The sequence below is a fragment of the Sorangium sp. So ce362 genome, assembly GCF_051519845.1.
Classification (GTDB): domain Bacteria; phylum Myxococcota_A; class Polyangia; order Polyangiales; family Polyangiaceae; genus Sorangium.
Window position 1 is genome coordinate 10,226,493 of the sequence record NZ_CP150332.1, and the last position, 19,822, is coordinate 10,246,314.

The 19,822-nt window shown below is 73.0% G+C and carries 9 protein-coding genes; 4 read left to right on the top strand and 5 right to left on the bottom strand.

All coding sequences use genetic code 11. The annotated features are described in order from the left end of the window. Positions 1 to 26: 26 nt before the first annotated feature. From WMF17_RS39415 to WMF17_RS39430, 4 genes are read right to left on the bottom strand one after another with little or no spacing between them, the layout of a single operon-like run. On the bottom strand, positions 27 to 887 hold the full coding sequence (locus tag WMF17_RS39415) for a sugar ABC transporter permease (RefSeq protein WP_437646220.1): 861 nt from the start codon (positions 885 to 887) through the stop codon (positions 27 to 29). Further along, on the bottom strand, positions 884 to 3,136 hold the full coding sequence (locus WMF17_RS39420; RefSeq protein ID WP_437646222.1) for an extracellular solute-binding protein: 2,253 nt from the start codon (positions 3,134 to 3,136) through the stop codon (positions 884 to 886). Before WMF17_RS39420 ends, WMF17_RS39415 begins: the two co-directional genes overlap by 4 nt. Before the next feature lie 8 nt (positions 3,137 to 3,144). Continuing rightward, positions 3,145 to 4,224, bottom strand: a complete 1,080-nt coding sequence (locus WMF17_RS39425; RefSeq protein ID WP_437598593.1) for an ABC transporter ATP-binding protein — start codon at positions 4,222 to 4,224, stop codon at positions 3,145 to 3,147. A gap of 39 nt (positions 4,225 to 4,263) precedes the next feature. Further along, on the bottom strand, positions 4,264 to 6,282 hold the full coding sequence (locus WMF17_RS39430; protein ID WP_437646224.1) for an alpha-amylase family glycosyl hydrolase: 2,019 nt from the start codon (positions 6,280 to 6,282) through the stop codon (positions 4,264 to 4,266). A gap of 620 nt (positions 6,283 to 6,902) precedes the next feature. On the opposite strand from WMF17_RS39430, the gene WMF17_RS39435 reads away from it, so the two are divergent. The 4 genes from WMF17_RS39435 to WMF17_RS39450 all read left to right on the top strand — a co-directional run bounded on the left by WMF17_RS39435 (position 6,903) and on the right by WMF17_RS39450 (position 17,766). Continuing rightward, complete coding sequence (locus tag WMF17_RS39435) at positions 6,903 to 10,436, top strand: AAA-like domain-containing protein (RefSeq protein WP_437646226.1); 3,534 nt, start codon at positions 6,903 to 6,905, stop codon at positions 10,434 to 10,436. Positions 10,437 to 10,676: 240 nt separating this feature from the next. Continuing rightward, a complete protein-coding gene (locus WMF17_RS39440; protein ID WP_437646228.1) occupies positions 10,677 to 14,105 on the top strand; it encodes a protein kinase domain-containing protein in 3,429 nt (1,142 codons plus the stop codon). After that, positions 14,102 to 17,128, top strand: a complete 3,027-nt coding sequence (locus tag WMF17_RS39445) for a hypothetical protein (RefSeq protein WP_437646230.1) — start codon at positions 14,102 to 14,104, stop codon at positions 17,126 to 17,128. Before WMF17_RS39440 ends, WMF17_RS39445 begins: the two co-directional genes overlap by 4 nt. Further along, entirely contained in the window at positions 17,125 to 17,766 is a 642-nt protein-coding gene (locus tag WMF17_RS39450) for a hypothetical protein (protein ID WP_437646232.1), read from the top strand. The genes WMF17_RS39445 and WMF17_RS39450 overlap by 4 nt, the downstream gene beginning before the upstream one ends. A 103-nt stretch (positions 17,767 to 17,869) precedes the next feature. Here the strand turns inward: WMF17_RS39450 and WMF17_RS39455 are convergent, their stop codons facing one another. Continuing rightward, a complete protein-coding gene (locus WMF17_RS39455) occupies positions 17,870 to 19,393 on the bottom strand; it encodes an MFS transporter (protein WP_437598601.1) in 1,524 nt (507 codons plus the stop codon). Positions 19,394 to 19,822 lie beyond the last annotated feature (429 nt).

Genomic DNA, 19,822 nt, shown 5'->3' on the forward strand with positions numbered 1-19,822 from the left:
CGCGCGCTGGGAGGCTCACCCCTCCCTCACCCCTTCACCCCGCCCGTCGTCAGCCCCGCCACGAGGTGCCGCTGCACCAGGTAGAACGCCCCCATGACCGGCAGCGACACGAGCAGCGCCCCCGCCGCGAACCGCTCCCACTGCGCGTCGTGCTCGCCGATGTACCGCTGCAGCACCACCGGCAGCGTGAACATCTCCTCCTTGGAGAGCAGCGTCGCCGCGAGGATGAACTCGTTGTACGCCGTCATGATCGCGAACAGCGTCGTCACCGCGATCGCCGGCCGCGCCGCCGGGAGCACCACCCGGAGGAAGGCCTGGAAGCGCGTCGCCCCGTCGACCATCGCCGCCTCCTCCAGGTCGACCGGGATCGCCTCGAACGCCGCCCGGAGCTGGAAGATCGAGAACGGCACCGCCGTCGACGCGTAGCAGAGCACGAGCCCCGTCCGCGAGTTGAGCAGGCCCAGCGCGTCGAGCAGGAGGTACAGCGGGATCGCGCTCGCCACCGTCGGGAACATCTGCGTCGCGAGCAGCGCCCGCAGGCCGCGGTCCTTGCCGGCGAACCGGAAGCGCGCGAGCGCATACGCCGCCGGGACCGCGATGGTGACGCCGACGGCCGCCGTCGCGAGCGCCACGACGACCGAGTTGGCGAGCTGGCGGGGGAACAGCCAGATTGGCTCGCCCCCCACCTTCTGCGACGTCGTGACCACCGCCTCGAGGTGCTCGAGCGTCGGCTGGTTCGGGATCGGCAGCACCTCCGGCACCGGCGGGCGCACCCCCGAGAAGGCGATCGAGGCGACCCAGAGCACCGGGTACAGCGCGAACGCGACCGCCGCGAGCAGCGCGACGTGCACCGCGATCGACTCGACCGGAGAAGGCCTGCGCGTCATACGGCCTCCGTCGCCGCCACCGGGACAGGTGCCGACCCATCCGCCGCCCCGCCGCCCCGCGGGAGGATCGACCCGGGCCTCCGCCGCCGCCAGCCCGAGGCCCGCGTGGCGAGGGTGAGCAGCAGGAAGATGAGCACCGAGTACGCCGCGGCATAGCCGTACTGCGCCTCGCGGGTGAACGCCCACCGGTACGCCTCGGAGACGAGGATGTCCGTGGTGCCGTCCGGATCGCCGCCGGACACGAGGAACACCACGTTGAACATGTTGAACGTCCAGATCGCGCCCAGCGTGACCGCCGGCGCGAGCACCGGCCCGATCAGTGGGAGCGTGATTTTCCAGAGACGCTGCCAGCGCGAGGCGCCGTCGACCTCGGCGGCCTCGAGCACCTCCTCGGGCACGGCGGTGAGCGCGCCGAGCGTGACCACCATCATGAACGGGAAGCCGAGCCAGACGTTGGTGGTCACGTTGGCCGTGAACGCGGTCGTGAAGCTCGAGAACCAGGCGATCGGCGCGATGCTCGTCCCGAACGCGGCGTTCACCGCCTCGATGAGGCCGGTCACGGCCCCGAACTGGCGGTGGAACATGCCCTTCCAGGACAGCGCGGTCACGTAGCTCGGCACGGCCCAGGGCACGATGAGGAGCACCCGGTAGAGCGCGCGGAGGCGCAGCGTCGGGCGGTGCAGGAGCAGCGCCAGCGAGACGCCGAGGACGACGTGGAAGAAGAGGTTCACCGCCGTCCAGAGCACGGTCACCGCGAGCACGAGGTAGAACGAGCCGCTCGCGAAGAGCGGCCCGCCGCGCGCCGTGAGGATGCTGATGAAATTGGCGAGGCCGACGTACCGGAGGCCCTCGCCGCTGCCGGCGAAGAGCGACGTCGCCGCGCCGATGACGAGCGGCACGAGCACGAGCACGCCGATCGCGACGACGGCGTGCGCGACGTACCTGTAGGCCGGGAGCGATTGCCGGAGGGTGGGGCCGTGGGCCGCGCCCTTCGCGGCGGAGACCCACCGGAGCACGAGGACGAGCGCGAGCGCGCCGAGCGCGACGAGGAGCGGCGCCGGCGAGGCGGGCGGGGGCAGCGGCCGGCGCACGTCGTCGAACCGGCGCTTCGCCTCGGAGAGCGCGACGTCGGGGGGCGCGTCGCCCCGCAGCACCTTGCGGATCGCGCGCGTGGACGGCTCCCAGGTCGACCGCATCGCGGGCGAGGTCGGCATCGGGATGGCGGCCTTGGCCTGCTCGGTGAAGGCCGCGATGAAGGCGTCGTCGGCCGGGACCGCGACGTCGTTCCGCACCGGCGGCGTGCGCGCGAACTCGATCCGCGTCCCCGCGGCCGCCGCCCCGGCGAGGTGGCGCGCGAGCGCCCGCGCCTCGGCGCGCTGCGCGCCCTGGGGCGAGAGCATCACCGCCTCGACGGTCATGAACGGCCGCATCGGCCGGCCGGTCTCGCGCACCTTCGGGAGCGGGACGACGCGCGCGCTCCGCTTCGCCTCGGCCGTGAGGCCGCCCACGAACCACGGCCCGCTGATGACGAACGCCGCGCGGCCCGCGTTGAACAGGTCGGTCACCAGCGCGCCGTCCGCGTCCTCCGGGACGACCCGCCGCGCGATCAGCGAGCGGACGAGCTCGAGCGAGCGCTCCGGCCCCGGGCCGAAGAGGCCGAACTGGTCGTCCTCGTCCAGCATCGCGCCGCCGAACGCGGCGAGGATCGGCATGTGCGCGTAGGCGTTCGACGCCTCGTACACGAGCGGGTACGCGCCCTGCGGCAGGGCGCCGGCGAGCGCCGCGATGTCCTCGAGGAAGGCCGGGGCCTCCTGGACGAGCGCGGTGTTCATGTAGAGCGCCATGCACTTCTGGCTGATCGGCAGGCCGAGGATCTCGCCCCCCTGCCGGACCGCCGCGAGCGCCGGCCCCTGGAACACCGCCTCGCCGTCCGCCTCGAGCGCGTCGCCCACGGGCGCGACGAGCTGGCGCGCGCGGTAGTCGCCGAGCCGCTCGTGGGCGTCGATGAACAGGTCGGGCCCCTGGCCCCTCGGGATCGCCGCCTGGAGCTTCGAGGCGTAGGCGTCGAACGGGACGGCGAGGAGCTCGACCTCCTCGCCCTGGAAGGCCGCGACGATGGCGCCGAGGGCCCTGGCCTCGTCGTCGCGGTAGGCGTGCCAGAGCCGGATCGGCGCCGCGACCGCGAGCGCGGGCACGAGGAGGACAAGGGCCAGCGCGGCGAGCGCGGGGCGGCGGCGGCGGCTCGGCATGGGTCGCCTCACGCATCCCGGAGGGTCAGCCCGGAGTCCGCATCGAACAGGTGCACCTGGCGGAGCGCGATCGCCACGGTGTCCCCCTTCGCCACGCGCGTCGCCGGGTCGAGGCGCGCCACGAACGGCGCCCCCGCGACGGTGCCGTGAGCGTACGACTCGGCCCCGAGCGCCTCGACGATCGTCACCTCGAACGGGGCGCCGCCCTCCCCCGAGGCGAGATCCACCTCGTGCGGGCGCACGCCGACCGTCACCCGCCGCCCGGACGAGAGCGCGCCAGGGAACTCGGCCGGGTCGACCTCGACAGCGAGGTCGCCCTGGGCCGCGAACCACCGGCCTTCGCGGCTCTCCATGCGCGCGTCGACGAAGTTCATGGCCGGGCTGCCGAGGAAGCTCGCCACGAACTGGGTGCGCGGCCGGGCGAACACCTCGAGCGGCGGCCCCGACTGCTCGACGACGCCCTTGTTGAGCACGAAGATCTCGTCGGCGAGCGTCATGGCCTCGACCTGGTCGTGGGTGACGTAGACGCTCGTCGCGCCGAGCCGGTCGTGCAGCTTGCGGATGTCGACCCGCACCTGCGCGCGCAGGGCGGCGTCGAGGTTCGAGAGCGGCTCGTCGAACAGGAAGAGCTGCGCCCGCCGCACGATGGCCCGGCCCATGGCGACGCGCTGGCGCTGGCCGCCGGACAGCGCCCGGGGGTGCCGGTCGAGGAGCGGGCCGAGGCCGAGCATCTCGGACGCCTCCTTCACGCGCGCCTCGATCTCGGCGGGCGGCGTCTTCCGGAGCTTCAGGCCGAACGCGAGGTTCTCGCGCACCGTGAGGTGCGGGTAGAGGGCGTACGACTGGAACACCATGGCGATGTCGCGGTCGCGCGGCTCCAGCCGCGTGACGTCGCGCCCGCCGAGCGCGATCGAGCCGTCGTCGGCCTCCTCGAGCCCGGCGAGCAGCCTGAGCAAGGTCGATTTGCCGCAGCCGCTCGGGCCGACGAGGACGGCGAACGAGCCGTCGGGCACGTCGACGGAGACGCCGCGCAGCACGTGGGTCTGGCCGAATCGCTTGTTGAGTCCGCGCACTTTGACAGAGGCCATATTCAAAGACTCTCGAAGGGGGAGGAGGGCTTCTGGGGATCAAAGACCCTGGATGACCTGGTCTTCCGGGATGAGCACCGCTCCGCTCACCGGCGGCAGCTCGACGGTGACGGCGCCGTTCGCGCCCACGCTATATGTCGTTTTCCCGGGCGAGAGCACGTCGACGAGCACGGTCCCCGGCCGGAGCTCGGTCGTCATCGCCGCCCCCTCGAAGCTCGTGGAGCTCTGCTTCCAGGGGTGCGTGTTCAGCACGACGAGCGCGTAATCGCCGTCGGGCTCGCCCCGATCGAAGGCGAAGATCCCCGCGTCCTCGTCCCCTTCGCCCGTCCGCTCCGTCGACCAGCGCACCGTCTGCTCGCCGACCGTGAGCGCCCGGTAGCCCCTGCGCAGCGCCGTGAGCCGCTTGACCCACCGGAAGAGCGGGTGCTCGGTGTCGTAGCCGCTCGTCCAGAGATCCTCGCGGTTGGCCGGGTCGTTACCGCCGCTGAACCCCTGCTCGGTGCCGTAGTAAAGGCACGGGATGCCGTCCTCGGTGAAGAGGAACAGGAGCGCGTTCCTCAGGGCCGCCTCGGGGTCGGCCTGGAAGGGCGAGACGCCCGGGCCGTCATAGAGGAAGCGCGGGACATCGTGGTTGTCGATGAAGTTGACGAGCGTCTTCAGCGGCGGCAGGCCCGTGCCGTTCGCGTTCGGCTCCGCGCCGTAGTTGGCCTCCCGCTCCGCCCAGAGCTGCTCGATCCGCCGCGTGCCCTGCGCGTCCCGGAAGACGTCGCGGAAGACCTGGTAGTACTGGGAGAAATAGAAGACGCCGTCGACCATGTCCCCCGTGATCGGCGCGGCGCCCGGACAGCCCCCCTCCGCCTCGCTGCCGTTCTCGCGGTCGAGATCGCCGCCGAGCGCCTCGTCGTGCGGGTGGGCCGGGACGTCGTGCCTCGTGAAGCTGCCGATGAGATCGTCGCTGCCGTCGAAGGCCTCGCCGAACATGAAGAAGCGGGTCTTGCCCTTCTCCTTCAGCCGCAGCCGAACGTTCTGCGTGAAATAGCGCCAGAACTCGTGCTCGACGTGCTTCAGCGTGTCGATGCGGAACCCGTCGACGTCGGTGAGCTCGACCCATCGAACGAACACGTCGACCATCGTCCGCTTCACGTCGCAGCGGGCGGTGTCGATGTCCTTGAGCCCGCCCGGGAAGTCGCCGTGCACGAGCTGGTCGACGTCGTCGAAATCGACGATGCGGCCCTTGCGGTTGTAGACCTCGGGGTCCTGGAAGAGCTCGGGCTGCGGCGGGAGGTGGTTTGTCGCGGGCTCGTGGCGGAAGACGATCGGCGCCGGGCCCGACGCGCCGAGCGACGTCCGCGCCTGGACGCCGCGGGGATCGAAATCGGGGTCGTACTCGCTCTCGTGCACGATCTGCGACTGCCCGCCCTTGCCGCTGCCATGGACGGCGTCGTCGGGGAGGCCATTCTGGTTGATGTCGTAAAAGAACAGCTGGCCGACGTGGTTCGTCACGATATCGAGGATCACCTTCATCCCGCGGCCGTGGGCCGAGGCGACGAGCCGGCGCAGCGACGCGAGGTCGCCGAAATGGGGGTTCAGCGCGGTGAAGTCCTGCGTCCAGTAGCCGTGGTATCCGTCGAAGCCGGCGTCGGTCTCGACGTTCTTGACGATCGGCGAGATCCAGAGCGCGGTGACGCCGAGCTCCTCGAGGTAGGGCAGCCGATCCTCGAGCCCCTTCCAGTCGCCGCCGTGCCACCGGCCGGGCGCCGACGAGACCCCGTAGTTGTTGCCCGCGTCGCCGTCGGCGAAGCGGTCTATCAGCACCTGATAGATGATCTCCTCCCGCCAGTCGCTCACGTGCACCGCGAGCGAGACCTGCTGCGCGAGCTCCTCGTCGAGCTGCATGCACCCCGCCGCGGGGAGCGCGAGGAGCGCGGCCCCGGCCAGCCGGGCGAGGGCCGCCGTTCGCGCCGCTCGCGCGATTCGCCAGACAATTCCGTATTTCAGCGCTCCCTGGCCGGACTCCTGAAGGGCGGAGCTGAGGTGTGTCGATCGCTGCGGGTCCATCGTGACAAACCTTAGCTCGCGGTGTTGAACCACCACGCCGAGATGGCCGCGGCCTCATCGGGCAGCCCGGGCCGGGCGGCCGCCGTCGGCGGAGAGGCCGCCGCTGCGGCTGGCGGCGGCGGAGGATTCTGGGTCTCTACGGCAGGAGCTTCCGGCGTATCAGGCAAAGCCGTAGTATCGGCAGGATTCTGCTGAGCCGCAGAGCGCAATGCGCACCCCAGCAGCGACATGGCCACCGGCGCGGCCACGACGCGATGCTCCCCCGCCCTCAACGCGCCTCGCACGGCGCGAACGCTACACCAGCAGCAGTGGCCGGGTCCACGATTTATGGACCTGGCAAGTGGGTTTTGCGACGCAACACAACGGACGCATACGCCATCGCCGCGCGGCGATGAATGAGCCGAGGCGCACGGCCACGTGCCGAATCACGCGTCGCGCGCGCGCCGACCGCCGAAAGAGGCCGCCGGCGCGCCCGTTCGCGTGTGCTCTGGCCCCCTGTCGCGCAACACGCTCGTGAAGTCCATGGCGCCGTTGCGAGCCCTGTTGTTTCACCACGGACACCAGCGACGCGGAATGTCGTTCCGTTGACGGTCCCCGCGCAGCGTGGCACCGTCTTAATCGTGACCTTCTCGGCGCCTCCCGACCTCGATCTGGCGAAGGCCAGCGCCGGAGAGCACGGGCGCCGGTTCCAGGCGGGCGGGACAGTAGGCGACGGCGCGATCTATATCGAGCGCTCCGCGGACAGGGAGCTCTTCGAGGCGCTGCTGGGCGGAGAGCTCTGCTATGTGCTGTCGCCCCGGCAGACCGGGAAATCCAGCCTGCGACTCCGGGTCTCGATGCGGCTCCGCGCCGAGCAGGCGGAGTGCGCGAGCGTCGATCTCGGGGCGCTCGGCACCGACACCACCACGCCGGTGGGCTGGTACCTCGGGATCGCCTCGGAGATCGCCGAGCAGCTCGGGCTGGAGCCGCCGGACGAGTTCTGGGATGCGCACTGGCACCTCGGGCCGGTGCACTGCTGGCTGCGCTGGCTCGAGGACGTCGTGCTCGTGGAGATCTCCTCCGCGATCGTCCTGTTCATCGACGAGGTCGACGCCACGCTGTCTCTTCCGTTCTCGCGGGACGACTTCTTCGCGGTCATCCGGGCCTGCGTGAACCGGCGCGCCGAGCGCCCGGCCAACGCCCGGCTGACCTTCTGCCTGCTCGGGGTGGCGGCGCCGTCGGAGCTCGTCTCGGATCCGGCGCGCACGCCGTTCAGCATCGGCCGCTCGATCCGGCTCGACGACTTCACCCGCGCCGAGGTGCGGGAGCTGCGCGCGGGCCTGGAGGGGCTCGTGCCCGACCCCGACGCGCTGCTCGACGCGATCTTCGCGTGGACCTCGGGGCACCCCTACATGACCCAGCGGCTCTGCGCGGATCTCGTCGGAGAGCGGCGCGGCCTCGGCGTCGACGAGGCCGTGGAGCGGCGCTTCCTCGACCCGGGGCGGACCGAGGACCCGGCCCTGCGCCACGCGGCGCGGTGCCTGGAGGCGCACGGGCCCCACCACGCGCACGCGCCGAAGCTCCTCCGCCTGTACAAGCAGCTGCTCGACGGCCCCCCGGTGCCCGTGGACAGCGGCGATCCGGTCCAGGCGCTGCTGCGGCTCTCGGGGCTCTCCGCCGAGCGGGCGACGGCCGCGGGCGCGCCGTCCCTCGACGTGCGCAACCGCATCTTCCGCCGCGTCTTCGACCGGGCGTGGGTCGGGTCGCGCGAGGCGGAGCGGGGCGTCACGGAGCCGCTCGCGCGCTGGCTCTCGAACGGGCGGAACGACGATTTCCTCGTGGGCGGGGCGGCGCTCGCGGAGCTCACGTCGTGGTGCGACGGGCGGTGCGACGTCTCGGCGGAGGAGCGGGCGTTCCTCGCCGCCTGCGCGCGGGCCGAGGGCCAGAAGCGGTCGATGCGGCGGCTCGTCACCGTGCTCGCCGTCGCCGTCACGCTGCTCGGCGGCCTGATCCTCGGGCTCCTCTGGCAGATGGGAGCGGAGGAACACGCGCTCCTCCGGGCGCAGCAGGAGTCCCGCGAGAAGGACGCCCGCCGCCTCGCGGCCCAGTCGGCGAAGGAGCTGTCCGACGGCCTGCAGGCGCGCGCGCGCCTGCTCGCCGTGGAGGCAGGCCTCGCCGCCAAGGCGAGCGGCCGCCCCGCGGGCGCCACCGTGGTGCAGGCGCTCGGCGACGCTGTCTGGGGCCCCGCCGTCCGCCAGGAGGTGCTCGGCGGGCACGGCGGCGCGGTCCACGACGCGACCTTCAGCCCCGACGGCCGCTTCGTGGCCACCGCCTCGGCGGACGGGGCCGCGCGGCTCTTCCGCCGCGGCGGGCGCGACGAGCCGGTCGTGCTGCGCGCGCACGACCCCGGGGGGGTCGTCGCCGTCGCCTTCAACCACGACGGGAGCCGCCTGGCCACCGCGTCGACCGACGGCACGGTGCGCCTGTGGCACCCCGACGGCCGCCAGGACGGCGCGCTCCACACCCGGGACGCCGCGCCGGCCAGCGTGGCGTTCAGCCCGGACGGCAGCCGCGTTGTCGCGGGGACCACGAACGGCGCGATCTACGTCTGGCGCCCCGGCATGGGCGACGAGCCGCCGCTCGTCGTGCCCCTGGGCGAGCGGCACATCCGGCGCGCGGTCTTCAACCACGACGGCACCTGGATCCTCGCCACGGCCATCAGCGGGACGGTCTACGTCGTCCGCGCCGACGGGCACGACGCCCCCGCGGCGCTGAAGGGGCACGGGCTGGGCGTCGAGAGCGCGAGCTACAGCCCCGTGGACGATCGCATCGTCCTCGCGGCGGGCGACGGGACGGCGCGCATCCTCGGGCCCGGCCACCGCGAGCCCCTCGTCCTCCGCGGGCACCAGGGCGGCGTGCGCAGCGCCGCCTTCAGCGCCGACGGCACGTCGGTCGTCACCGCCTCGGCGGACGGGATGGCCAGCATCTTCCGCGCCGACGGCAAGGGCACGCCGACGGTCCTCCAGGGCCACGAGGGGGCGGTGAACAGCGCCGCCTTCAGCCGCGACGGCAGGAGCATCGTCACCGCCTCGGAGGACGGCACCGCGCGGGTGTGGAGCCTCGACGCGCCGGGCGAGCCGCTGCTCCTCCACGGCCACACAGGGCCGCTGACCGGCATCGCCGTCAGCCACGACGGCAGCAAGATCGCCACCGGCGGGACCGACAAGACCGTCCGCATCTTCCGCGCCGACGGCTCGGGCGAGCCGGTCGTGCTCCGCGGACACGAGGAGCACCTGCTCAGCGTCGATTTCAGCCCCGACGGCAACCGCCTGGTCACCGGCTCGGCCGACAGGACGGCGCGGGTGTGGCGCACCGACGGGAAAGGCCAGCCGGTCACGCTCGGCACCCACGACGACCGGGTGGTGGGCGTCGCGTTCAGCCCGGACGGCACCAGGATCGTCACGACCTCGTGGAACGGCATCCTGCGCGTGTTCGAGGACGGGGTCCCGGGCAAGCCCGTCGAGCTGCGCGATGAGCGCGCGGGGCTGCTCAAGGCGGCGTTCAGCCCGGACGGCAAGCACATCGTGGCGACGTCGGGGCCCAACGTGAAGGTGTGGCCGGCGGACGGCCGTGGGGTCGCTCGTGTCCTCCCGTCGGGGAACGAGGACCGCGCGATCGCCGCGCTGGCGGTGAGCCCGGACGGGAGCCACATCGCGATCGCGGCGCTCGACGATGTCGTGCGGCTGCTCCGCACCGACGGCCAGGGCCAGCCGCTCGTCCTGAGCGGGCTCGGCGCGTCGGTCCGGACCGTGTCGTTCAGCAGCGACAGCGCGCGGGTGGTGGCCGTCTCCAGCGACGGCATCGCGCGGGTGCTCCCCGTCGACGGGCAGGGCGAGCCGATCACGCTCCGCGCCGAGGGGGTCACGCTGACGGACGCGGTGTTCAGCCCGGATGCCACCCGCGTCGTGACCGCCACGAACGACGGCGCCGCGCGCGTCTTCACGATCGCGGCCGAGCCGCTGATGACCCGCGCGTGCGCCTACGCCGGGCGCAACTTCACGCGCGAGGAATGGGCGCTGCTCATGCCCGACATCGACTACCGCGTCACCTGCCCCGAGTGGCCCGGCGCCCCCGAGCCGGACGCCGGCGCCGCGCCGCGCCCGAGCGTGCGCTGAAGCGGGTATCGTGGGTGGCGGTCCGGGGTTGTCCGGAATGGACCGAGTTCGTCCGTTGTCGGCTGCACACGTGAGTCGCCCGCAGCCTCGCTGCCACCTCGGGAACACTTCGCCCACCTTTGTTCCGTGGGGGCGGACGACTGTGTCCTGGTTCGCGCTTGCACCGGGAACCATGTATGCTCGGCCTGGCTTACTCGCCCTCTGCCGCGCACGGCGCGGCCCCTGTCCGCCGCCCGGTCTATGGCCCCGCTCGACCCGCACGCCGAGGAGCCGAACCTCGTAGATACCGCCGCTGCGCGGATAGGGACCGCCCTGAACGCCAAGTGGCGGCTCAACGATCTGCTCGGCGTCGGCGGCATGGGCGCGGTGTTCGCGGCGACCCACCGCCGGGGCTCGCGCGCCGCGGTCAAGGTCCTCCACATCGAGTTCGCGCGCAATGCCGAGCTGCGCGATCGCTTCCTGCGCGAGGGCAAGATCGCGAACCGGGTCGATCACCCCGCGCGCGTCGCCGTGGTCGAGGACGACCTCAGCGACCGCGGGGAGCCGTTCCTCGTCATGGAGCTGCTCACGGGCACCACCCTCCAGCGGCTGGCGAGCGGCCATGGCGGCACCCTCCCCGTCGCGCAGGTGCTGCCCGTGTTCGACGTCGTGCTCGACCTGCTCGAGAAGTGCCACTCGATCGGCATCGTCCACCGCGACATCAAGCCGGCGAACATCTTCGTCACGAGCGCCGGCCACGTGAAGGTCCTCGATTTCGGCATCGCCCGGATGCGCGACCCCGAGCGGCAGGCGACGCGCGCGGGGCTCACGTTCGGCACGCCGGCGTTCATGTCGCCCGAGCAGGCGATGGGCGTGTCCGGCATCGACGGCCGGTCAGATCTCTGGTCGGTCGGCGCGAGCCTGTTCACCCTGCTCTCGGGCAAGCGGCTCAACCGCGGCCGGAGCGAGTCCGAGTCCTATTTCCTCGCGGCGACGCAGACCGCGCCGTCGATCGCGACCGAGGTCGCCGACCTGCCGGTCGAGATCGTGGCGTTCGTCGACAAGGCGCTCGCCTTCGAGCGCGGGAGCCGGTTCCAGAGCGCCGCCGCGATGCGCGCCGAGCTCCGCCGGCTGAGCGCCGCGAACGCCGCCGGCCAGCTGACCCCCTCGCGCGAGAAGAAGGCGCCGCGCGTGCTCGTCCGCGGCAACGACGCCATCGACGAGGAGCAGGAGCCGCCGTCGACGGCCGTCGTCGAGCAGACCTGCCAGCGGCTCGTCGGCGTCTGGAAGCAGCTCGCGCTGGTGCTCAGCAATATCCGCCAGTACGGGTGGAACCACCCGCATGTGAACAAGGGCATCCACTTCGCGTTCGACGAGATCACGCGCACGCTGTCGCAGAACCCGCTCGGCGTCCGCTGGGAGGTCACCCCGAGCGCGTTCACCTCGGGCGGCCAGCCGATCTGGCAGCCGGACAGGCCGCCGTTCGATCGCATCCCCTACCAGCTCTTCGCCGACGGCGTCCGGAGGATCCAGATCAAGGCCGGCATCACCGAGGCCGAGCTCCGCGACTTCGCCGCCATCCTGCTCCGCGACCAGAGCTTCGGCATCGGCGAGGACGACGACGCGGTGACGGCGCTCTGGGACCGCCGCTTCGAGCACATCGCCTACATGGCGATCGATCAGTTCGCCGAGGGCGACGTCGACCTGGAGGATTTCGAGGAGCAGTGCCGCGAGATGGCGGTCGGGGCGCGCGCCCTCGCGCAGATCGAGAGCCTCTGGGACGAGAGCTCGCTCGCGGGCAGGGCGCTGCAGAGGAACGTCGAGGCCGCGCTGGCGGAGACGGGCGCGGCCGCCTCGGCGCTCGCCGTCGATCCGCTGACCCGGAGCACCCTCGGCGCCCAGATCGCGCTGCCGTCGGAGCAGTGGACCGAGCGCTACATGGAGGCGTTCGTCGACGGCTACGTCGACGCCGTCCGGCACGGCGACGCCGATCGCATGACCGGGGCGCTGACCGCGTGGACCGCCGACCAGATCGTCCTGCACAGCTACGAGCTCGCGTTCGAGGTGCAGACGATGCTCCGGCGCGCGTTCTCCACGCGGCTCGAGGGCGTCCAGCGCGGCGGGGCGGGCGCGGCGAGCAGCCGGCGGCGCCCCGCGCTGCCGCAGCTCTCGCCGCGCGCGATCGACAGGGCGCTCGCGCAGGCGATGTTCCCGGTCGAGGCGCTGAAGGCGATCCTCGACGACCTCGCGACGACCCCCCCGGAGGAGCCGGCCGCGACCGGCGCCGCGGCCGCCACCGTCGCGGCGCAGCCCGGCGCGGGCCGGAGCGTGGCGCCGCTCGACCCGGCGATCGTCGAGGGGCTGGCCCACGCGCTCGACGCGCTCGAGGACGGCTCGCTCTTCAGCGCGGCCTGCCAGTGCCACGGCGCCATGCAGTCCGAGCGCCTGCGCGAGGTCCTGTTCGCGTACATGCGGCGGTGGGCGCCCGGCCGGGAGGCCGAGCTCGGGGACCTCGTCTCGCGCGCCCCGGCCCCCCTCGCCCTGACGCTCATCCAGCTGCTCGCGCAGCTCAAGACCCTCGAGGCGCTCGCCGCGCTGGAGGCCGGCTTCGCGAGCCCGCACGTCGAGGTGCGCATCAGCGCGCTCGCCGAGCTCCCGGACGCCGCGGGCAGCGAGGGCGCGACCGGCCCGGGCTCCGCCGCCGAGCGCGTCCGGGAGGAGCTCCAGAAGCTGCTCGACGACCCCGCCCCGCCGGTGCGCCGCGAGGCCCTGCGCCTCATCGGCAAGCTCGGCGTCCTCGCCGCGGGCCCGACGCTCGTGCGGCGGATCGTCGCGCCGTCGTTCCACGACCTGCCGGGGTCGGAGCGGCGGCAGTGGCTCGAGACCGTCGCGCAGCTGAACCCCGCGCGGTCGGAGAAGCTCGCGATCGAGCTGCTCGAGAAGCGCCAGCTCATCCCCTCCGAGGCGATCGAGCAGACCCGCGAGCTGGCCGCGCACTTCCTCTGCCAGGCGCGGAGCTACGAGGCGCTCCGCGCGGTCAAGGAGGCCACCAAGCCGCGCTGGTGGAACACCCCGCCGGTGCGCGACGCCGCCGCCCGCGCCGCGGTCGCGATCGCCGCGCGCCTCGTCGCGCCGACCCGCCCGAGCGATCGCCCGCTGCCATCGCTGCCGTCGCCGCGCTCCCCCGAGGCGAGCGCGCCGCCTTCCCGCGCGGCGCGCTCGCGCTCGCCGCTCTCGGTCCGGCGCGCGGGCCAGGGCGGACCGCTCAGCCTGCCGGACCAGCTCGAGCCGTGGAGCACCCCGCGCCCGGGCTCCGTGGGCGGCGACGCCGGCCGGCCCGCCTACAGGCCGCCGATGGTCTCGTCGGTGCCCTCCTCGAGCAGCTCCGCCTCGGCGCCCCCCACCTCCGCGCCGTTCAGCAGGCGCGGGCCGCCGCCGCCCTCCGCCGCCGCCGCGTCCAGCCCGACCGCCGCGCCGCCCCCGATGCCGCCGTCGATGCCGCGCCCGGCCTCGCCGCCGCGGTCCCCCACCCCGCCCACCGGCGCCGGCGCCCCACCGTACAGCGCACGGCAAGGCCCCGCGCCGTTCACGCTCGGCCCGCCGGCCCGCCCCGCGATCGAGCCGGCGCCGAGCAGCGCGGTGCCGTCGACGAAGCCGGCGCCGTCGCCCCGGGGCGGGAGGAAGCCGTGAGCGAGGAGAAGGCCAACCTCCACGAGATCACCGGCGACACGGCGATCTCGGGCGTGAAGGCCGACGGGCGGCGCCGCGCCGCGCTCGGCCTGGTGCAGATGATCTACCGGCTCGCGAAGGCGTGCCTCCTGCACAGCGACTCGAACCAGGCGGTGCTGTCGCTCGTCCCGTCCGCGATCGACAGCATCGTCCAGTTCTGCGAGCTGTCGGGGAGCGAGGCCGCGACGCTCGTGTTCGCGGGCAACACGCTCTTCATCAACGGCCAGATGCTCCGCGCCTCGCGCGAGACGTACGAGGTCGCCCTGGAGCTCGGCAGCTTCTTCGAGGCCTGCGACGTCTCGGAGCTCGTGCTCGACAGGGCGGTCCGCCGCGCCGAGCTCGCCGCCTTCGCCCGCCTCCTCGCGGACGCGCAGCGCGACCGCAGCATCGCCGCGCGGCTGCTCCAGTCGAGCCTGCGCGGCGTCCGGGTCCGCAAGCTCACGAACCCGTTCCCCGGCGGGGCCATCGAGGGCGACGGCACCCGCATCGGCCGCATCAGCCGCACCTACGCGGCGGCGATCCTCGTGATGCGCGGGTTCTACGCCGCCCTGCGCTCGTCCGAGGCGGCGCTGCCGCAGCGGGTGAAGCGCGTCGCGCAGAAGCTCGTCGCCGCGGCCGAGGAGGACGCCCGCCTCCTGCTCTCGGTCGCCGCGGGCAAGGTCGCCGACCCGGACGAGGCGGGCCTCAGCGTGTCGACGGCGATCGTCGCGCTGGGCATCGCGCGCCAGCTCACGACCGACCGGCGGATGCTCGGGAGCCTCGTCACGGCGGCGCTCCTCTACGACGTGAGCAGGCTGCGGCTCACGGGGGCGCTCGCGGGCTCGGCCGGCGACGAGGAGCCGTCCGCGCGCTCGCTGCTCGAGCGCAGCCTGAGCGACGACGAGAAGGAGCGGCTGTCCGCGAGCGCGGCGGTCATGCTGACGGCGCTCGGCAAGCTGCACGCGCCGTCGATCACGCGCACGGTGATCGCCTACGAGGCGCTCTCGCTCCGGCCGGGCGGCCGGCAGGGCCCGCTCTACGGCGGCCGGCGCAGCCCCACGGTGCTCGCGCGGATCCTCGCGGCCGCCCGCCAGTTCACGGAGCTCCGGGCGGCGCCGTTCCCGGTGCTCGAGGGGTCGTCGGGCGGCGGCTCGTCGCTCGACGCCGTGCTCCAGCGCATGCTCTCGGGCGCCGAGAGCGCGACCGACAGGGCGATCGGCAAGCTGCTCATCGGCGCGCTCGGCATCATCCCGACGGGGACGTTCGTCCAGCTGAGCACCGGCGAGCTCGGGGTCGTCCTCGCGACGCCGTCGTCGCCGGCGTACTTCGCGCAGCCGCCGGTGCGCATCCTGTTCGACGAGCGGGGTCACCTCCTCGGCGCGCCGTTCGACGTCGATCTCTCGCTGCGGGCGCCGGGCGCCGAGCCGTGCTTCATCGTCCGTCCCGTCGAGGTGGAGCCCCACCACGAGCGGGCGATCCGCGCGGCGTTCGGCTTCCGCTCCGCGAGGGGCGCGGCGGGCGTCGAGTCGCGCGTGACCGGGGCCGCGCCGGTCCTCTTCGGCGATGAGATCCCGCCGACCGAGCCGGGCGACACGCTCGCGCCGCGCGCGGTGCGCCCGGCGGAGGAGGGCGTGCGCTCGTCGCAGGGGCGCAAGGACGCTGCCTGGCTCGGCAGGCCGCTTCCGGGCTCCGCGCAGGCCGCGTCGTCCCCGACCAGCGTGCAGCCCCGGCAGCTCGTGTCGGCGGATCGCCCGCCGCCGGTCGAGCGGGGCCGCGACGAGAACCTCATCTCGACGCAGCCACCTCCCTCGACGGCCGCTGCGCGCGCGGCGATGGCGGTCCCTCCTCCGCCGCGGCTGCCGCGGGACTCGCGGCCGTTCGGGCAGGTCGCGTCGACGAGGTACTCCGTGCCGGTGCCCGAGCCGACGCGCCCGTCGCGGCGGACGGAGCGCCGGGAGGATGCGCCCCCGCGGGACCCGGGCGTGGGCCAGCTGCCGACGATCGGCCCGCCGGCGGGGTTCCCTGTGTCGCGGAGGCCGGGCGATCTCCGGCTCGGTCCGACGGCGCGCCGGTCGGATTCCCGGGTCGATCCGGAGGATTGCGACTGGGACGACGAGCTGCCGACCATCGATCCCCCGCCCCCGCCCCCGCCGCCGACCTCGAGGAGCCCCTCCTTCGCGGCCGGGCGCATGCCCAGCTACACGCCCGAGCTTGCGCCCAGCCCTGCGCCGGGCCGCGCGCCCAGCAACGTGCCGGGCCGCGCCCCCAGCAACGTGCCGGGCCGCGCCCCCAGCCATGCGCCGGGCCGCGCGCCCAGCAACGTGCCGGGCCGCGCCCCCAGCAATGCGCCGGGTCGCGCGCCCAGCAACGTGCCGGGCCGCGCCCCCAGCCATGCGCCGGGCCGCGCGTCCAGCCACACGCTGGATCGTCCCCCGGGGTTTGCGCCGGACCGTGCGTCCAGCCCTGCGCTGGAGCGCGCGTCCAGCCACACGCTGGACCGTACCCCCGGGGTTGCGCCGGATCGCGCGTCCAGCCACGGGCTCGACCGTGCTGCTCCCAGCTACGCGCCGGAGCCTGTCCCGACCGAGCGGAACGCATCGCGGGGGTTCTCCAGCGGCGCCGGGTCCGGCCCGAGCCTGGAGGATGCGGACCTCACCTGGACCGACGAGCTGCCGACGCTGGATCCCCCGCCGCCGAGCACGGAGGAGCTGGAGCGCGACCGGCTGCTCGCGGCCTACCTGGCCGAGCGCACGCCGTTCCCGCAGGTGGGGCTGCACGAGGGGGGCACGGCGTCCGGCGGTTCGCCGTGGCCGGCCGATCCCGAAGCGAGCGGCCTGTGGCGCAGCGGCTCGCCCTCCCAGCACGCGCCGCCCGACTCGCGCGCGACGCCGCCCGCCAGCTCGAGCCCCTTCGGCGCGACGAGGCGCCCGCCGCGCGCGCCCATCCCGCGGGAGGAGCCGGACGACGACGAGAGCCCTCCGGCGCCGGAGCGTCCGGACCGGTGACGGCCTGGCAGGCCTGGCGCGCCGCGACGAGCCCTGCGCTCGCGGCGCTGCTGCTCGTCGCGCCGGCGTGCGGCGACGACGTGGAGCCTCCCCCGGTGGGGCCTGACCCGCCGGTCGAGGGGATGTGCAAGCTCGGGTACCTGGGCGAGGCGGAGGCGCCCCCCCGGATCGAGGTCATCGCGCTCGACTCGAGCGGCGCGGCGCGCCCGGTGAGCGACGGCGACGGGGTGGACATCGTCATGCCGCCGCAGGGCGGGCGGGTGATCTTCCTGGGCGTCCGCGCGACGAACCTGAGCGCCTGCGGCGTCCAGCTCTCCGGCTCGCTGCGCGACATCGAGTCCGGACGGGTGATGTCCGAGTCGAGGACGGTCAACCTCAAGCCGACCGGCGACGGCTGGGGCGGGAGCGTCGACGCCGACATCTCGACGTTCGCGAACGTTGGAGTCTGCCCGAACAACTGGTCGGGCCGCGACATCTTCGATCAGGACCACGAGATCGTGGTGCAGGTGAAGGACGGGGAGGGCCGGACGGCGCGGCAGACCCTGCGGGTCCGGCCGGCGTGCAACGAGCCCGAGCTCGAGGTCGAGTGCCGCTGCATCTGCAAACACGGGTACATCCTCGGCGAGGCGTGCGGGTAGGCCGTCGCGCTGCGGAGCCAGCTGCGGAGTCCGCGTGGGTGACCGGCCGCGCCGGCCACGAGCGAGGCGTCGATCTCGCGCGTGACGGCGCAGCCCCCGCGCTTTACACGTCGAGGTCCTTCCACCGCCTCGATCGCCGCGAGAAGAGCAGCATCCCCACGAGCGACGCGACCCCGACCGCCGCGAACGAGTACCAGATCTCGTAGGGCTGATAGGTGTCCCAGAGCAGGCGCGTGGCCTCGGTCGCGTCGATCTGCAGCACCTCCTGGAGCTTCCGGAAGGCCTCCTGGCGCGACACCCCGAGGAGCTCCGGGAGCGACGCCACGTCGCCGTTCCAGGACTTCCCGCTGGCGAAATCGGTCTTCTCGGCGAGATAGCGCAGGGCCAGCGTGGCCTTCTCGCCGCGCGTGCCATACAGGATCCCCGCCATCTGCGCGCCGATCGCCGGGCCGATCGCCGCCGGGATGTTCACGTAGCCGAGGTAGAGCGCCTTCTTCCCCTTCGGCGCGATGAGCGAGAAATACTCGCTCTTCTTCGGGCCGGTCAGCATCTCTCCGATGGAGAAGAGCAGGATGCCCAGGAAGAGGACATAGAGCGACGCCGCGGTCCCGGAGACGAGGATACCGCCGATGGCGACGAGGATACCCAGCGTCATCGCCGAGAGCACCTTCATCCTCGCCACCAGGTACGAGAAGGGGACCAGGAGGAGGACGATGCACACCGCGTTCACGTTGAGCACGTTCTCCTGCTTCAGCTGCACCCCGCGCGGATCCTTGACGTCGAGCCACGAGGACGGGAGCCAGGGGTTGTTCTGCACGAACGAGGTGCTGCTGATCCAGTCCGTGTAGAAGTTCGGCATCAGGTCCCAGAGCTGGTACATCATCAACCAGAACCCCGAGAGCAGCAGGATCACGGTGATGAGCCGCGCGTCCCAGATGTTCTTGATGGTGTCCCTGAAGACCCGCCACGCATCGGCGGTCTTGTCGGCGCCGGAGTCGACCTCCCGGTAGGTGAACAGCATCAGGAAGTTCAGGGAGATGATGGCGGCGCAGCCGTAGAACACCCACGGCCAGCCCATCCCGTGGAGATAGCCGGCGAGCGGCGGGCCGATCGCCGCGCCCACGTTCACGAGCCAGTAGAAGAGCCCCCAGCCGACGGACGAGTTCGACTTGTCCATCGACTGGGCCAGCGTGCCCTGGATCCCTGGCTTGAACAGGGCCGTGCCGGTCGCGAGGACGACCACGCCGAGCAGAAAGCCGGTGAAGCTCCGCTGCGTCGCCATCAGCAGATAGCCGATGATCTTCAGCCAGACCGTGATGAAGATCGTGCGCTTGTAGCCGTACCGGTCCGCGTAACCGCCGGTGATCATCGGGAGCAGGGACTGGATGAGGGCCCAGACCATGTAAATGGTGCCCTTGTCCTGCTGGCTGAAGTGGAGCCCTCCTGGCTCGTCGGCCTGGGCGATGTAGATGGGCATGACCACGCGCACGCCGTAATAAGCGAGCCGTTCCCACATTTCCATGGTGCAGCCCATCCAGAAGGAGCGCGGCAAGCTCCTGATGGTCTGAGCAAAGGAGAGCTTCGGCGGGACCTCGGTGGCCGGCTCGCTCACGACTGCATTCGTCATTTCATGCTCCTCACGCCCCACGCGCCGCTGGCGGCGCGCCAGCCCTCGTACCACACCGAAAGCGGCACACATATCGGGATCACGAGCGCGATCCGCTGCCCTCCGTCGCAGACGATGACCAAGCTACCCCCGGAGAGGATCGGTAATTGAATTCACGAATCGACACTGAAGCTCATCGAGCAGGCTGGACCGTGGAAGCGGGGGCCGGACCGTGTTCGTCACGGCGGGCCGTGGGTGGTGGCCCTATTGGCCCCGGAGTGATCCCCATGAAGGCGGGAAAACAGGAAGATTATTGATCTTTTCTTCGCGCCTCCTCGCCTTCATGTTCAAGTCCGGCCGCCACCGGGCCGTATCCCTCGCGATCCGCGGCGAGCGGGTGCATCGCCGCGGCGCGGCGCGCTCCACGACCGCCACCTGCCCCGGGATCGG

Bases quoted from the DNA above. Each gene is read 5' to 3' on its own strand.
- WMF17_RS39415 (WP_437646220.1), bottom strand. From the start codon at position 887: ATGACGCGCAGGCCTTCTCCGGTCGAGTCGATCGCGGTGCACGTCGCG.
- WMF17_RS39420 (WP_437646222.1), bottom strand. From the start codon at position 3,136: ATGCCGAGCCGCCGCCGCCGCCCCGCGCTCGCCGCGCTGGCCCTTGTC.
- WMF17_RS39425 (WP_437598593.1), bottom strand. From the start codon at position 4,224: ATGGCCTCTGTCAAAGTGCGCGGACTCAACAAGCGATTCGGCCAGACC.
- WMF17_RS39430 (WP_437646224.1), bottom strand. From the start codon at position 6,282: ATGGACCCGCAGCGATCGACACACCTCAGCTCCGCCCTTCAGGAGTCC.
- WMF17_RS39440 (WP_437646228.1), top strand. From the start codon at position 10,677: ATGGCCCCGCTCGACCCGCACGCCGAGGAGCCGAACCTCGTAGATACC.
- WMF17_RS39455 (WP_437598601.1), bottom strand. From the start codon at position 19,393: ATGACGAATGCAGTCGTGAGCGAGCCGGCCACCGAGGTCCCGCCGAAG.